Here is a 14364-nt window from a genome sequence, read left to right as displayed (position 1 = left end):
GTGCAACCACACGATCTGCTCGACCTCCTCACGACCAGGCGCCTCCTGGCCATCGTCCGCGGCGACGACCCGGCGGCGGCGCTGCGCAGCATCGACGTCCTCGCCGAGGAGGGCGTGACCCTGATGGAGGTCTCGCTCAGCGGCGCCGACGCGCTGTCGGTCATCCGGAAGGCGGCCTCCACCCTGGGTGCGGGCGTGCACCTCGGCGCCGGGACCGTGCTGACCGCGCGGGACGCCGTCGCGGCCCGGGACGCGGGCGCGACGTTCGTCGTCACGCCCGGCCTGGGCGAAGGAGTGGACGAGGCGCTGCGCCTCGGACTGCCCGTGCTCGCCGGGGCGCTGACCCCCACCGAGGTCATCGCCGCGACCGCGCGGGGCGCCGCCGCCGTCAAGCTCTTCCCCGCCTCCGCGGGAGGGGCCTCCTACCTGCGCGCGCTGCGCGACCCGTTCCCCGCCGTGCCGTTCGTCCCGGTCGGCGGCGTCGGCCTCGACAGCGTGCACGCCTATCTGGAGGCCGGCGCCGTCGCGGTCGGCCTCGGCTCGCCGCTGCTCGGCGACGCCCCGCGGGGTGGCGACCCGGACGGCCTGCGCCGCCGGGTCAGGAAGGCGCTCGACCTGGTGGGCGCTCCGTGAGGGCGGACGTCCTGACGGTCGGCGAGGCGATGGTCACGGTCCGCTGCGCAGGACCGCTGCGCCTCGGCGGCGACTCGCGGGTGTCCGTCGCCGGTGCGGAGGCCAACGTCGCGATCGCCCTGTCCCGCCTCGGACACTGCGCCCGCTGGGCCGGCGCCCTCGGGAACGACGAGCCGGGCGAGCTGGTCCTGCGCACGCTGCGGGCCGAGGGCGTGCTGACCGACCACGTCGTGCGGCGCGCGGACGCCCCGACCGGCCTGCTGCTCCGGGACGTGGCGGCCGGGGCCCGGGCCCGCGTGCACTACTACCGCAGGGACTCGGCCGCCTCGACGCTGTCGTGGGACGAGGTGCGCCCCGCCGTCGAGGCGGGTCAGGCGGGCCTGCACCTCACGGGCATCACGCCGGCGCTGGGACCCGCGCCGCTGGAGGCCGTCGCCGCCGCCGCCGAGCAGGCGCACCGGTCGGGCGCCTGGGTGAGCCTCGACGTCAACCACCGTTCGCTGCTGTGGACCCGGGAGGCCGCCGTGCGGGCGCTGCGCCCGCTGCTGCCGTACGTCACGGTGCTGATCGCGTCCGACGACGAGCTGGACCTCGTGGCGGACGGCGACGGCGAACGCGACCGCGTGACGGCCCTGCTGGACGCCGGTGTCGAGGAGGTCGTCGTCAAACGCGGCGCGGCGGGCGCGAGCTACCACGACGCGCGGACCTCGTTCGACGTCCCCGCTCGCGCGGTGCCCGTCGTGGACGTCGTCGGCGCGGGCGACGCGTTCACCGCCGGATACCTGTCCGGGCGGCTCGACGGGCTCGACGCGTACGGCCGGCTCGGACGGGCGACCCTGCTCGGCGCCGCCAGCGTGGCCTGCGCCGGGGACTGGGAGGGCCTGCCCACCCGGGCGGAGCTGCCCGCGCTGGCCCTGCCTGAAGGGGAGACGCTGCGATGACGGCTTTCGCGGACAGCGCGCGGATGCTGGTCCAGGCCGGTCTCGAGCTCGGCGAGGGCGCGCGCTGGCTCGGAGACCGGTGGGTCGTCGTGGACATCCTCGATGGCGCGTTGTACGAGGTCTCCGAGGGACCCGGCGCGTCCCTGACGCCGCTGCTGCGCACCGGCGGAGAACCGCTGGGCGCGGTCGCCCCGCTCAGGGACCGCCCCGGGCACTGGATCGCGGCCGTCGGCGAGGGCGTCGCCGTCCTCGGCCCTGACGGCACGGCCGACTGGCTGGCGCGTCCCGAGGCGGGCAAGAGCGTGCGCTGCCGGATGAACGACGGCGCGGTCGATCCGGTGGGCCGCTTCTGGGCCGGCAGCATGGCCTACGACGGCACGCCGGGGGCGGGCAGCCTCTACCGGGTCGATCCCGACGGCACCGTGGTCACCGCCCTGACCGGAGTGACCGTCGCCAACGGGCCCGCGTTCTCCCCGGACGGCACCAGGCTGTATCTCGCGGACAGCGCACGCGGCGTCGTCAGCGCCTATCCCCTGGACTCGCGCACCGGAGCGCTCGGCGCCCCGGAACCGCTCATCCGTCTGGACGGCGCGAGCCCGGACGGCATGACGGTGGACGACGAAGGCTTCCTCTGGACGGCGGTCTGGGGCGAGTCCCGTGTCCTGCGCGTCAGTCCGTACGGCGAGATCGACCGCGTGGTGCGCCTGCCGTGCCGGCAACCGTCGTCCGTGGCGATCGGCGGTCAGGACGGGACACGGCTGCTGGTGACCTCGGCGCGGTACGGCCTCGACGACCCGGCCCCGGCCGACGGCGCGTTGTGGACCTGCGACGCGGGGGTGACCGCCCCGCCGGCGGCCGCCGCCGTCCTGTCCCGCTACCCCACGTCCCCGGCTCGCTGATTCGGGCGGCGGGCCGGCGGGTGCCGCCGGTCGCGTGAACGGCTTGTACCGGGCCGGCAGCCGCGCCGCTCGTCGTCGCGGACGCGGATGCGCCGCCGGATGGAACCTCGCGCGGCCCCCGGCCGTATGGAGAACGACATCGCGGCGGTCCCGGACGTGGACGCGGAGCCGGTCGGGCAGACCCCTGCCGCCGGTGCGGACGACGTTCGCAGGCCGGGAGCCGCCGCGTCGTTCCCGATGAGGGCTCCCGCCGTCGTCCCGCACGCGGGCCGGGACGGACCGCGGGCTCCCTCCATGAGGAGGTCGGTGTGGTGATCAGACGTGGTCTTTCTGTCCTCGGCGCACTCGTCGCGGCAGCCGGATGCTCGGCCGGCGGCCAGGCGCCCGAGCCCCGGGACGCCGGGCGGCCGTCCGGCTCGTGCGTGTCCACCGTCAGCAGGGACGCGCTGCCGACCTGGGCGCGAAGGGGCTTCAGCGACGACGGCTCGGGAGTCCCGCACGTGTTCGGCGAGCGCGGCGACATACTCGCCGTGCTGTTCGAGTATCCGCCGAAGGCGTCGTCCGGTCCCGACGACGGCACCAAGATCCTGTGGGTCTCGCGGCTGCCGCAGCAGCCGATGCGGCCGCTGACGATCGAGGCGCGCCTCGACGGGACGGCGACCTCGGTGACCCGCGAGATCACGGGAGGCGCCGGCCCCTCGTCGGTCGACCTGCCCAAGGCGGGCTGCTGGCGCCTGACCTTGAACTGGTCGGGACACACCGACGCGATGACGCTCACGTTCGTCTGACCGCGCGACCGTCTCACCAGGTGGGGCGGTAACCGGAAAGGCTGTGCCACCTGCCCGGACCAAGCCGTGGAGGACCGACAAAAAAAATTGTCTTGACAATCGATCTATTCGGCTGCGAATCTTGAGTCACGCGAACGCGAGACAGAGGAGACCCAAATGCGCAGGATCGTCGCCAGCTTCTTCATGTCCCTCGACGGTGTCGTCGAGTCGCCCGACCAGTGGCACTTCCCGTACTTCAGCGACGAGATGGGCGCGGCCGTCGGCGCGCTGATGACGGAGTCCGACGCGATGATGATGGGCCGGGTCACGTACGAGGCCTGGGCGGCCTACTGGCCGGGCAAGACCGACGCGGACGACCCCTTCGCCGGCTTCATCAACGACATCCGCAAGTACGTCGTCTCATCGACCCTCGACACGGTCGAGTGGCAGAACTCCACGCTCGTCAACGGCGACTTCGCCGAGGAGATCACCAAGCTCAAGCAGCAGCCGGGCAGGACCATCGGCATCAGCGGCAGCACGAACCTCGTGCGCTCCCTGCTGCGGCACAACCTGCTGGACGAGCTCCGGCTGCTGGTCCATCCCCTCGTGGTCGGCAAGGGCCAGCGCCTGTTCGAGGACGGCCTGGAGATCCCGATGAAGCTCACGTCCTCGCAGACCTTCTCGACCGGCGTGCTGTCCCTCGCCTACCAGCCCGTCGCTCTCGAGCCCGCGGAGAAGTGATCGTCGCGGCCGACGTCGCCCCGCCGCCGGGCCGGAGCGTGGGTAGTATCCGGCCACATGACCGAAGCGCAGCCCGTGATCCGGCAGGTCTCCTCTCGCATCGTCTACAGCAACCCGTGGATGACGGTGCGAGAGGACGCGGTCGAGCACCCCGACGGGTCTCCCGGCCTGTACGGGTATGTGGTCAGGCCCGACTTCGTCCTGATCGTGCCGGAAGAGGACGACGGCTTCCACCTCGTGGAGGAGTACCGGTATCCGATCGGCCGCCGCTCGTGGAGTTTTCCCCAGGGAGTGGCCGAGGCGGACACCCGCGAGGACGAAGCCCGGCGTGAGCTGGTGGAGGAGGCCGGGCTCCTGGCCGACCGGCTGCGCTACCTGGGGCGCATGGACAGCGCCCACGGGATGACCGACCAGGGGCTGCACGTCTACTGGGCGACCGGCCTCACCAGGGGTGAGCCCCGCCGCGAGCACACCGAGCAGGACATGCGCCAGCGGTGGGTGCACCGCACCGAGTTCGAGCAGATGATCCTCGACGGCGTCGTCAGCGACTCGTCGTCCGTCGCCGCCTACATGCTCTGGCGGCTCCGCCGAAAGTGATCGCGGCGCCGTACGGCCGGTGTCGTTTCTGTACAAGACCGGGGCGGGGGCTTCCCCCTAGCCTTTCATTCGCAGTCAGTTCTACGACATTAGGAGCGAAGCAAGTGGCCAGGATCGTCGCGAACTTCTTCATCTCCCTCGACGGCGTCGTCGAGTCGCCCGACCAGTGGCACTTCCCGTACTGGAACGACGAGATGGGCGCCGTGATCCAGGCGGGCATGCAGACCTCGGCCGGCATGCTGATGGGCCGCAAGCTGTACGAGGAGTGGTCCGCCTACTGGACGACGACGGACCAGGACCCGGAGATCGCCGCGGTCTTCAACAGCGCCCCCAAGTACGTCGTGTCGAACTCCCTGGAGAAGGCGGACTGGAACAACACCACCGTCGTCAACGGCGACGTCGCGGCCCGGTTGCGCGAGCTCAAGGAGCAGATCCAGGGCGGCGACCTCCAGATGTCCGGCAGTGCGACGACCGTGCGGTGGCTCCTCGACAACGGGCTGCTCGACGAGCTGAACCTGCTCGTCCACCCGATCGTCGTCGGCCACGGGCAGCGGCTGTTCGAGGACGGCCCCACGCACAAGCTGAAGCTGGTGAAGTCCGAGACGTTCAAGACCGGCGTGCTCAACCTGTCCTTCGTGCCGGACGCCGGCTGACGGACGCCCCGCCCGGTCTAGCGGGCCGGCCGGGGCGTCCGGCGGCACCGCCGTCAGACGTAGTAGCCCTCGACCGGTACGCGTGCCTCCTCGAAGAGCGCCGGCCCCTCCTGCCGGAAGGACGATGGGCCGGCGGGCGGCTTGAGCGTTCCGAGCTGCTCGCCGGAGAGCGCGAAGACGACCCGGCCGAGCCCGGAGCGCTCGATGGCGCCCGCGCACATGCCGCACGGCTGGCAGCTTGTGTACATGGTCGTACCGGCCGCGGTGGCCGAGTCGAGCTCGCGGGCGGCCCAGCGGGCGAGCTTCAGCTCGGGATGAGCCGTGATGTCGGAATCGGTGAGCGTGGTGTTGCGCTCCTCGGCGAGCACGTCGCCGTCCGGGCCCACCAGCAGCGAGCCGAACGGCGGGTTACCGCCCGCCCGGGCCCCGGCCGCCAGCTCGATAGCCCTGCGCAGGAACTTCTCGTCGTGGGGTGTCATGAATGCTCCGCTTTCGTGTACGCGGCCACTGTTTCGAGCATGTGCCAGGCCGTCTCCGGATGGTTCGTCTCCTCGGGGTCCCCGCAGAAGGGATCGAGGAGCACGGTCTCCGCACCCAGGAGACGCAGCCGTTCCAGGTCGTCCATGACCTGGTCGATGGTGCCCTCACCGGCCCGGCGTCCCTCGCCGCTCACCGGTGCGCCGGTTATCCGCAGCAGGATGCGCGGGGCCAGGACGGGGACGGGGCGCCCCAGGCTTTCCGCCACCGCGGCCAGCCGGCCCATCCGCTCGTCGAGCCACGGGAGCGTGAAGCGCAGCGGGTGCCAGGCGTCGCCGAGGAGCACCGCCCGGCGGAGAGCGGCGTCGCCGCCGCCGCCGACCCAGATCGGGATGCGCCCGGCCCGGTAGTCCTCCTCCCCCTGCCAGGCCAGGCGCATCGCCCGCAGGTGCTCGTCGGTGAGCGCGCCGCGCCGCCCGTACGGCACGCCGAGCGCCTCGAACTCCTGCCGGGCCCAGCCCACGCCCACGCCGAGAACCAGCCGTCCCCCGCTGAGGTCCTGGAGATTGGCCGCCATCCGGGCGGTCAGCAGCGGGTGCCGGTAGGGCAGGATCAGCACGGTGGTGCCGAGCCTGATCCGGGTGGTGATCCCGGCGAGCCAGGACAGCGTGGTGAAGGGCTCATAGAACGGCCCGGGATACTGCTCGGCCACGTCGGGGGTCACCACGACGTGATCGGAGACCATGAGCAGGTCGAACCCGAGCCCCTCGGCCGTCTCGGCCCAGCCCCGCAGCACGTCCGGCCGGGTGCCCGGCCCGAAATTCGGGACGTTGACGCCTAATTTCACCGGACCAGCGTATTCAGTCGATCAGGCCGTCCGGAAGAAAGAACCCCCTGGTTAGAGGCGATTTCGCCGTGGATCCCACGGTATATTCGGCCGATGGCCGAGACTCTTGACGCGACGGACTGGTCGATCCTGGCCGAGCTGCAGCGCGACGGCCGCGTACCGCTCACCGAGCTGGCCCGGCGGGTGAGCCTCAGCGCCTCCGCGACCACCGAGCGGGTGCGGCGCATGGAGGCGGCCGGCGTCATCAGCGGCTACCGTGCGGTCGTCGACCTGGGAAAGGCCGGATACGCCGTGCTCGCCGTGGTGCGGCTGAAATATCCGGGCAGCCGGCACGAGCCGCTGCACCGGCTGCTCGGCGAGCGTACGGAGATCCTCGAGTGCCTGCGCACCACCGGCGACGACTGCTACACGCTCAAGGTCGCCGCGACCTCCATGGCCCACCTGGAGAAGGTGGTGGACGAGCTCGCGCAGTTCGGCAGCACCACCACCAACATCGTCTACAGCGAGACCCTTTCGTATCGGGGACCGCACGCCCCGTGACATCGAGCGAGCCTGAGGGTCGCGCCGCCGGGCCGGACTGAGGAACGAGCGAGCACGCGCTCAGGACGAGACCGCGACGGGACGGCAGAAGGTCGACGGGTCGTCGAGGCGGTCCACCACGAAGGCGGCCAGATCGGCGCGGGAGGTACGGTTGCCGACACGCCCGGTCGCGCCGATCGAGACGCGCGGACGGCCCGTGCCAGGCCGGTCGGTCAGGCCGGTCGGCCGCACCGCCGTCCACCTGAGGCCGCTCCCGGCGAGCAGCTCTTCCATGCGGGCCATGTCGGCGTACGTGTCCCGCATCAGGCGATGCAGCACACGTCCGAGCAGCCGGGTTCCCGGTCCGGCGTCCGCCGGGACCGCGAGACCGGCGGACGAGATCACCATGAGACGGGCGTCCGGCGGCAGCGCCGCGACGATCGCGGCCGTCCCGGCCGAGTAGACGGTGGTGGGTCCCCGCCCGGCCGAGCCGAGCGCGGAGACCACGACACGCAGTCCGGTGAGGGCGTCGCGGAGCGCGCCGGGGTCGAGCACGTCGGCGGCGCTGCGGGTGAGGCGCGGATGGTCGAGGCCGAGGTTCTCGGGGCGGCGGGCGACGGCGGTCACGTGGTGCCCGGCCGCCAGGGCGCGTTCGACGACGAGGCGGCCGGTGCGGCCGGTGGCGCCGACCACGGCGAGACGGGCCATGGGAGTCCCCCTCCGGTCGGTGCTGATCAGGCGGCGGGCTTGGTGGCGGGCTGAGCCCGGAAGGAGATGGCCTCCATGAGGGCCTTGTGCTTGGTGTTCTGGAAGGCGGCGACCTTCCAGCCGCCGTCCGCCTGGCGGACCAGCGTGTAGGTCTGGATCTTGCCCAGCTTGCCGGGCCTGCCCTTGTGGACGTCGCCGCGGGTGACGACCAGAGCGGTGTCCGGGCCGGCGAAGCGGATGCCGGCGATCTCGCAGGCGAGCCGGGTGCCCTTGAGAAAGCTGCCGAAAAGCGCCTGGTGGGCGCTGCCGATCTCGGCACCGCCGACGTAGAGGGTGCCGACGTAGGTGATGTAAGTGGCGTCCGCGGTGAACTCAGCGCCGTAGGCGGCGCCGTCCCCGGCGTTCCAGGCGGCGGTGAGACGGTCCAAGACGGCGGTGACAGCGGCGGTGTCGGCGGCGACGGAGGCGTTCATGAGCCATACCCTCTCGTGATAGCTTCTTCCAAGCATTTGCTTCTCAGAAGATTTCTCTTCTCTGAGGAAGAGATTAAGGAAAGGAGTGAGGACGTGTCAACAGCCGACGACGCGGGAGCGGTGTACCGGCGCTACCTCAGCGCCGTGATGCTGCACGGTCACGCCGGCGCCAAGGCCGTCGGCCTGGGCGCGACCGACCTGTACGCGCTGAACATCCTGGGGCTGGGCGGCGCGATGACCCCCGGCGAGCTCGGCCGGCGCACCGGCCTGACCACCGGGCCCACGACCCGGCTGATCGACCGTCTCGAGCAGGCAGGCTACGTGCGCCGCGCGCCCGACCCGGACGACCGCCGCAAGGTCATCGTCGAACTCGTCGCCCAGCCCGGCGGCCTCGACGAGGCACTGGCCCCGGCCCGCCGGAAGATCGGCGCCATCGTCCAGGGCTACTCGCCCGAGCAGCGGGCCGTCCTGTTCGACTACTTCGCCCGCGCCGCAGACGCGTATCTGGAGGCCACCGCGGAGCTTCACGGCAGACAGACCGGCTGACGGACGCCGACCGGCCGGGACGAGCCGGACCGGGTCATGCCTCCTGCGTCAGTCCGGCCGATCTCGCGACGGCGGCGCAGCGGTCCTCGCCGGGGGCCGCCCCGGTCGCGGCGTGCTCCAGCAGCGCCCGGAGGACATGCCGGTCCTCGGGCGGGAGGGTGGAGAGCAACTCGTCCTCGGCCTGCGCGACGCGCGCGTCCACTTCGGCGAGGACCCGCCGGCCGTGGTCGGTCGGCACGATGCGCCGCGCCCGGCGGTCGGACGGGTCCTGCCGGCGCTCCAGGAGATCGCACCCCTCGAACTTGTCGAGCAGATAGGTCATGACCGTGCGGTCGATGCCGAGGCGGGCGGCGAGCGCGGCCTGCGTGGGCGGGGCGTCGTGCACGACCGCGGAGAGCACCTGGTAGCCGCGCACGCCGTGCGGCAGGTCGCGTGAGGCGTCCTCGACCCGCGCGCTCCACTCCCGCAGCAGCACGGTGAGGGACCACCCGAGCACGGAACCCTGTGATGACGAACCGTGTGATGACGAACCGTGTGATGACGAACCCTGCGATGACGAACCCTGCGATGACGACGTCGTGGAGTCGGCGGGTTCGCGAGTGGTCACATCGACCACTCTAACCCGGAATACGATGATGCTCCGATAAGTTGTGCCGCATATCGTCTGTTCGACAGATTACTTCTCCGAGAGGCCCGGCATGACGGACTACGGCCACGAACTGGCCTTCGGCACGTTCCTCACCCCGCAGAACAAGGACCCGCAGGGGCCGGTCCGGCTCGCACAGGTCTCCGAGGCCGCCGGACTGGATCTCGCGACTTTCCAGGACCATCCGTACCAGCCGGGGTTCCTGGACACCTGGACGCTGCTGTCCTGGGTGGCCGCGCGCACCGAGCGCATCACGGTCTCCGGCAACGTGCTGAACCTGCCGCTGCGTCCGCCGGCCGTGCTGGCCCGCGCCGCGGCCTCGCTCGACCTCCTCTCCGGCGGCCGGTTCGCACTCGGCATCGGCGCGGGCGGCTTCTGGGACGCGATCGAGTCGATGGGCGGCACCCGCCTGACGCCGGCCGAGTCCGTGACCGCGCTGGAGGAGGCCATCGAAATCATCCGCGGCATCTGGGACGTCAGCGAGCGCCGCATCCTGCGCGTCGACGGCGAGCATCACCACGTCGCCGGTGCCAAGCGCGGCCCGGCCCCCGCGCACGACATCCCGATCTGGCTCGGCGCCTACAAGCCGCGGATGCTGCGCCTGGTGGCGCGCGAGGCCGACGGCTGGCTGCCCTCGCTCGCCTACCTCAAGGACGGCGACCTGCGGCGTGGCAACACGATCATCGACGAGGCCGCCGAGGAGGCCGGGCGCGACCCGGCGCAGGTGCGCCGCCTGCTGAACATCGGTGGTGCGGTCACCGAGGCCCGTCAGGGCTTCCTGCAGGGGCCGGTCGGGCAGTGGGTGGAGGAGCTGACCGCTCTGGCGCTGGAGGACGGCGTCGGCACGTTCATCCTGGGTACGGACGACCCGCGGCTCATCCAGACGTACGGCGAGGAGATCGCCCCCGCCGTACGGGACGCGGTGGCACGCGAGCGGGCGGCCGCCGGCACCGTCTCCGCAGCCGCCCGCCGCGGCGCCGCCGCGATCGCGCTGCGCCGCGACGGCATCGACTACGACAAGGTGCCGGCGAGCCTCGCGGCCGACGCCGTCGAGCCCGGCGACCGCGCCTACGAGTCCGTGCGGCACAACTACCTGCGCGCGGGGTCTCCCGGCCTGGTGCTGCGTCCCCGGACGGCCGCCCAGGTCGTCGAGGGCCTCGCGTACGCCCGCTCCCAGGACGTGCCGCTCGGCGTACGCTCCGGCGGGCACGGGATCAGCGGCCGTTCCACGAACGACGGCGGCATCGTGCTCGACGTCGGCGCGCTCAACGCCGTCGAAGTCGTGGATCCGGCCACGCGCAGGGTACGGCTGGGCGCGGGCGCGACCTGGGGCGAGGTGGCCGAGGCCCTGGTGCCGCGCGGATGGGCGATCAGCTCGGGCGACTTCGGCGGCGTGGGCGTGGGCGGCCTCGCGACGACGGGCGGCGTCGGCCTGCTCGGGCGCAAATTCGGCCTGACGATCGACCACGTCGTCGCGGCGGAGGTCGTGACCGCCGACGGGCGGGTGCTGCGTGCCTCCCAAGAGGAGAACCCCGACCTGTTCTGGGGCCTGCGCGGCGCCGGGGGCAACCTCGGAGTGGTGACCTGGGTCGAGGTCGAGGCGATGGAGCTCGGCGACGTCGTCTTCTCCCAGATGACCCTGGACGCCCGCGACACGGCCGGGCTGCTCGAGCGCTGGGGCGCGGCCGTGGAGAAGGCCCCGCGTGAGCTGACGAGCTTCCTCATCCTCTCCCCGGCGCGCCGCGGCCAGGACGCGGTCGCCCAGCTCATGACCGTGTACGCCGGAGCGGACACCGAGGCCGCGGTGAGCGAGCTCGAACGGCTCGCCGAGGCCGGCCCGCTGCTGGGGCACCAGGGATACGTGCTGCCCTATTCGGGCGTGGTGCAGCCGGCCGAAAAGCACCACACCGGCGGCGGCAGCCCCGCCGTACGTTCCGGCCTTGTCACCCATCTCGACGGAGACGTGAGCCGCGCCTTCGACAGAATGGCGCGCTCCGGCCTGTCCTACTTCCTGCAGATACGCGCCACCGGTGGCGCCGCGCACGACCTGGCTCCCGACGCGACCGCGTATCCGCACCGGCACCAGAACTTCCTGCTCACGGCCATGGGCGCCGCGCAGCCGGCCCTGAATGCCGCGTGGGACGCCGAGGTCGCGCCGTACACCGACGGCCTCTACCTCTCCTTCGACACCGACACCCGGCCCGAGCGGCTGCTCGACGCGTTCGGCGAGACCAACCTCGCCCGGCTGCGGCAGGTCAAACGCGCCTACGACCCGGACAACGTGTTCCACGCGAACTTCCCCATCCAGCCGGCGGACGACCGAACGTCATGATCCGCATGCCGACTACCCTTCGCGCCGAGCCCGCACAGGCGTACTCGATCGGATGGCGGCTCGGCGACCAGCTCGCTCGGCAGAGGCGCTGGGACAGGGACGAGCGCGGCCCCTGGTCGGATCCGCACGAGATGAGCACCACGGGCGCCGACCTCGACCGGATGACGTACGACCCCGGTGAACCCCGGCACGACGTCCGTCACCTGCGCGTCACGCGGGTCGAGTCGCTCGACTGCGACCGGCTCGCCGAGCGCTTTCCCGAGCTGAGAACGCTCTGCCTGTCCGGCGACCTCGGCCTGCTCGTCCACGCGTCGGGTCTCAATCGGCTGGCGTCGCTCCGACATCTGTGGATCACCGATCTCTTCGGCATGAGCGCTTCCGACGCTCTGCTGCCCGAACGCGTTCCCGCACTGGAGTTCTTGTGCCTGCGCGGCATTCCGCGCGAGTACGCCGTGGCGATGCGGTCGAGATGGCGCCCCCAGATCGCGTACGGCACCTACGTCGACATCACCGCTGCCCGCACACCCGAATGGGTCGCGGAGAACCGCGGCAACCCGTTGCGCGACTGGGATGGCCGGGAGCAGATCAGCAGAACCTGCTTCAGAAAGGCCGTGGCGCAGTACAGGAAGACACGGGCGGCACTGATCACGGCCCTGTCCGACGGCTCTCCGGAGGACCGCGCGGCCCGGCTGTACGAGATCGGCCGCGAGTACGGCGAGGGCTTCAACCTGCTCGACCGCCGGACGGGGTTCATCGAGACCGAGGAACGCGAGGAGCTCTTCGCCGCCCTCGACGTCATGGTGAGTGACGCCGAAGCGGCTCTCGGCGTACGGCTCGAATCGGCGGCGGACATGCTCGCCACGGGCGTGAACGCGGTACGCGACTGGTAGAGCCACTCCCAGTCCGGGTGTCAGCAGGCCCGTTGGAACCGGGCCCCCCACTCTTGGATCTCGTCGCGCAGTTCGGGCGGGGCGAGGACGCGGAACTCCGCGCCGGCCATCCCCAGTGCCATCGCCGGCCAGTGCAAGGAGTGGGTGACCATCCGGATCCGGCAGCGTCCGGCGTCGACCTCCTCGACCGTGCACCAGTGGCCGATCCGTTGGCGCACGGTGGCCGCCGGAGCCTCGGCGAGCACCTCCACCCGGTACGGACGGGGCAGGTTGTCCATGGCGGCGCGGACGAACTCGGCGGCGTCGGCGGCGGGCAGGTCCCGGGGGCGGAACCGGGAGCCGGTCCCCTCGGGCTCGACCAGCCGGTCGACCCGGAAATTCCGCCAGTCGTGCCGGGTGAGGTCGTACCCGACCAGATACCAGCGGCGGCCGAGACGGACCAGCCGGTGCGGCTCGACCTGCCGGTCCGTCCGCCGGCCGTCCGCGGAGGTGTAGGTGAAGCGAAGCCGTTCATGGTCCCGGCATGCCAGCGCGACCGTGGTGAGCACGTCCGGGTCGACGCTCGTCGCGGCCTGGCCGTCCCACCCGGCGGGTACGGTCATCGTCCGCAGCGCCTCGACCCTGTGCCGCAGCCGGGTGGGCATCACCTGCACCACCTTGGCCAGCACCCGCACCGAGGACTCGGCGATGCCCTCCACCGCCCCCTGGACGGCGGTCTGCAGTCCCACGGCCAGCGCGACCGCCTCCTCGTCGTCGATCACCAGCGGCGGCAGCGCGGCGCCCGCGGCGAGCTGGTAACCGCCGTCGACACCGCGCTGCGCCTCGACCGGATAGCCCAGCTCACGCAGCCGGTCGATGTCCCGGCGCAGGGTGCGTACGGAGACTCCCAACCGTTCGGCCAGTTCACCGCCCTGCCAGTAGCGGTGCGTCTGGAGCAGGGAGAGCAGCCGCAGTGTCCGCGTGCTGGTGTTCGCCATGGTCGCGATTGTCTCGTCGATTCAGGTCAGAAAGTGACCGTTATGGCTCCTAGCGTGGTCCTCGACCGAGCGGAACAACGGAAGGCAGACGATTGTGACCGTCAACGAGCCGGCCACCTCCGACCACGCCGGCACGCCGGCCGGCAGCGGCGAGCGCGCCGACCTGCTGGCGATGCTGGCCAAGACCCGCCACTTCCTGCGCCTCACCACCCGCGACCTCACCGACGAGCAGGCCGGGCGGCGGACCACCGCCAGCGAGCTGTGCCTGGGCGGCCTGATCAAGCACGTCACCCTGACCGAGCGGAACTGGGCGAACTTCATCGTGGAGGGCCCGTCGGCGATGGGCGACGCCACCGCCATGACCGAGGCCGACTGGGCCGCGTGGGCCGGCCAGTTCCGGATGCTGCCCGGCGAGACACTCGCCGGCGTGCTGGCCGGCTACGCCGAGGTGGCTCGCCGTACGGACGAACTGGTGGCCGGCCTGCCCGACCTGGACGTGACCTGGCCGCTGCCGAAGGCCCCGTGGTTCGAGGCCGGCGCGCGATGGTCGGCCCGGCGGGCGCTGATGCACATCATCGCCGAAACCGCGCAGCACGCCGGCCACGCCGACATCATCCGCGAGTCCCTGGACGGCGCCAAAAGCATGGGCTGACGCGGGGCTTCCGCCGATGCCGCGGCGACCGCGCCGGCCGCTCCCGAAGTGACCGTGGCCGGGTGG

18 protein-coding genes are annotated in these 14364 nt (G+C 72.1%); 12 read left to right on the top strand and 6 right to left on the bottom strand.

Annotated elements, in window-relative coordinates; translation table 11 throughout:
• From ACQPZZ_RS00920 to ACQPZZ_RS00890, 7 genes are all read left to right on the top strand, one after another.
• Entirely contained in the window at positions 1 to 633 is a 633-nt protein-coding gene (locus ACQPZZ_RS00920) for a bifunctional 4-hydroxy-2-oxoglutarate aldolase/2-dehydro-3-deoxy-phosphogluconate aldolase (RefSeq protein ID WP_432928018.1), read from the top strand.
• A complete protein-coding gene (locus ACQPZZ_RS00915) occupies positions 630 to 1574 on the top strand; it encodes a sugar kinase (RefSeq protein ID WP_432928016.1) in 945 nt (314 codons plus the stop codon). The genes ACQPZZ_RS00920 and ACQPZZ_RS00915 overlap by 4 nt, the downstream gene beginning before the upstream one ends.
• Positions 1571 to 2473 (top strand): SMP-30/gluconolactonase/LRE family protein, encoded by a 903-nt coding sequence (locus tag ACQPZZ_RS00910; protein WP_432928014.1) that lies wholly within the window; start codon positions 1571 to 1573, stop codon positions 2471 to 2473. The genes ACQPZZ_RS00915 and ACQPZZ_RS00910 overlap by 4 nt, the downstream gene beginning before the upstream one ends.
• 308 nt (positions 2474 to 2781) lie before the next feature.
• Positions 2782 to 3261 carry a hypothetical protein gene (locus ACQPZZ_RS00905; protein ID WP_432928012.1) on the top strand — a complete coding sequence of 160 codons (480 nt, stop codon included), beginning with the start codon at positions 2782 to 2784 and terminating at the stop codon, positions 3259 to 3261.
• Positions 3262 to 3417: 156 nt separating this feature from the next.
• Positions 3418 to 3981 carry a dihydrofolate reductase family protein gene (locus ACQPZZ_RS00900; protein ID WP_432928010.1) on the top strand — a complete coding sequence of 188 codons (564 nt, stop codon included), beginning with the start codon at positions 3418 to 3420 and terminating at the stop codon, positions 3979 to 3981.
• Between the two features lie 57 nt (positions 3982 to 4038).
• A complete protein-coding gene (locus ACQPZZ_RS00895) occupies positions 4039 to 4578 on the top strand; it encodes an NUDIX domain-containing protein (protein ID WP_432928008.1) in 540 nt (179 codons plus the stop codon).
• Between the two features lie 104 nt (positions 4579 to 4682).
• Complete coding sequence (locus ACQPZZ_RS00890; RefSeq protein WP_363635614.1) at positions 4683 to 5231, top strand: dihydrofolate reductase family protein; 549 nt, start codon at positions 4683 to 4685, stop codon at positions 5229 to 5231.
• A 53-nt stretch (positions 5232 to 5284) separates the two neighbouring features.
• Here the strand turns inward: ACQPZZ_RS00890 and ACQPZZ_RS00885 are convergent, their stop codons facing one another.
• Positions 5285 to 5710, bottom strand: a complete 426-nt coding sequence (locus ACQPZZ_RS00885) for a nucleoside deaminase (protein ID WP_363635616.1) — start codon at positions 5708 to 5710, stop codon at positions 5285 to 5287.
• Entirely contained in the window at positions 5707 to 6555 is an 849-nt protein-coding gene (locus ACQPZZ_RS00880) for an LLM class flavin-dependent oxidoreductase (protein WP_363635618.1), read from the bottom strand. Before ACQPZZ_RS00880 ends, ACQPZZ_RS00885 begins: the two co-directional genes overlap by 4 nt.
• A gap of 93 nt (positions 6556 to 6648) precedes the next feature.
• Between ACQPZZ_RS00880 and ACQPZZ_RS00875 the strand changes: the two genes are divergently transcribed.
• The gene (locus ACQPZZ_RS00875) at positions 6649 to 7095 is read left to right on the top strand and encodes an Lrp/AsnC family transcriptional regulator (protein ID WP_432928005.1); all 447 of its coding nucleotides are present in this window, start codon (positions 6649 to 6651) and stop codon (positions 7093 to 7095) included.
• Between the two features lie 60 nt (positions 7096 to 7155).
• Here the strand turns inward: ACQPZZ_RS00875 and ACQPZZ_RS00870 are convergent, their stop codons facing one another.
• Both ACQPZZ_RS00870 and ACQPZZ_RS00865 read right to left on the bottom strand, forming a co-directional pair.
• On the bottom strand, positions 7156 to 7782 hold the full coding sequence (locus ACQPZZ_RS00870; protein ID WP_432928003.1) for an NAD(P)-dependent oxidoreductase: 627 nt from the start codon (positions 7780 to 7782) through the stop codon (positions 7156 to 7158).
• Between the two features lie 26 nt (positions 7783 to 7808).
• Entirely contained in the window at positions 7809 to 8255 is a 447-nt protein-coding gene (locus ACQPZZ_RS00865; protein WP_432928001.1) for an SgcJ/EcaC family oxidoreductase, read from the bottom strand.
• 93 nt (positions 8256 to 8348) lie between these two features.
• On the opposite strand from ACQPZZ_RS00865, the gene ACQPZZ_RS00860 reads away from it, so the two are divergent.
• Positions 8349 to 8801 carry a MarR family winged helix-turn-helix transcriptional regulator gene (locus tag ACQPZZ_RS00860; protein WP_432927999.1) on the top strand — a complete coding sequence of 151 codons (453 nt, stop codon included), beginning with the start codon at positions 8349 to 8351 and terminating at the stop codon, positions 8799 to 8801.
• 34 nt (positions 8802 to 8835) lie between these two features.
• On the opposite strand, the gene ACQPZZ_RS00855 is transcribed toward ACQPZZ_RS00860, so the two are convergent.
• Positions 8836 to 9297, bottom strand: coding sequence for a MarR family winged helix-turn-helix transcriptional regulator (locus ACQPZZ_RS00855; protein WP_363635628.1), 462 nt, complete (start codon positions 9295 to 9297; stop codon positions 8836 to 8838).
• Between the two features lie 202 nt (positions 9298 to 9499).
• Here ACQPZZ_RS00855 and ACQPZZ_RS00850 point away from each other — a divergent pair, with 202 nt between their 5' ends.
• Positions 9500 to 11779, top strand: a complete 2280-nt coding sequence (locus tag ACQPZZ_RS00850; protein WP_432927996.1) for an LLM class flavin-dependent oxidoreductase — start codon at positions 9500 to 9502, stop codon at positions 11777 to 11779.
• Between the two features lie 5 nt (positions 11780 to 11784).
• Positions 11785 to 12669 carry a hypothetical protein gene (locus tag ACQPZZ_RS00845; protein WP_432927994.1) on the top strand — a complete coding sequence of 295 codons (885 nt, stop codon included), beginning with the start codon at positions 11785 to 11787 and terminating at the stop codon, positions 12667 to 12669.
• A gap of 20 nt (positions 12670 to 12689) precedes the next feature.
• Here the strand turns inward: ACQPZZ_RS00845 and ACQPZZ_RS00840 are convergent, their stop codons facing one another.
• Positions 12690 to 13646, bottom strand: a complete 957-nt coding sequence (locus ACQPZZ_RS00840) for a helix-turn-helix transcriptional regulator (RefSeq protein WP_432927992.1) — start codon at positions 13644 to 13646, stop codon at positions 12690 to 12692.
• Positions 13647 to 13740: 94 nt separating this feature from the next.
• Here ACQPZZ_RS00840 and ACQPZZ_RS00835 point away from each other — a divergent pair, with 94 nt between their 5' ends.
• The gene (locus tag ACQPZZ_RS00835) at positions 13741 to 14298 is read left to right on the top strand and encodes a DinB family protein (RefSeq protein WP_432927990.1); all 558 of its coding nucleotides are present in this window, start codon (positions 13741 to 13743) and stop codon (positions 14296 to 14298) included.
• Positions 14299 to 14364 lie beyond the last annotated feature (66 nt).

The organism is Microbispora sp. CA-135349 (assembly GCF_050947365.1).
In the GTDB taxonomy this organism is placed as follows: Bacteria; Actinomycetota; Actinomycetes; order Streptosporangiales; family Streptosporangiaceae; genus Microbispora.
The sequence above is the reverse complement of the archived record's forward strand: the minus strand, read 5'-3'. Positions and strand labels throughout refer to the sequence as shown.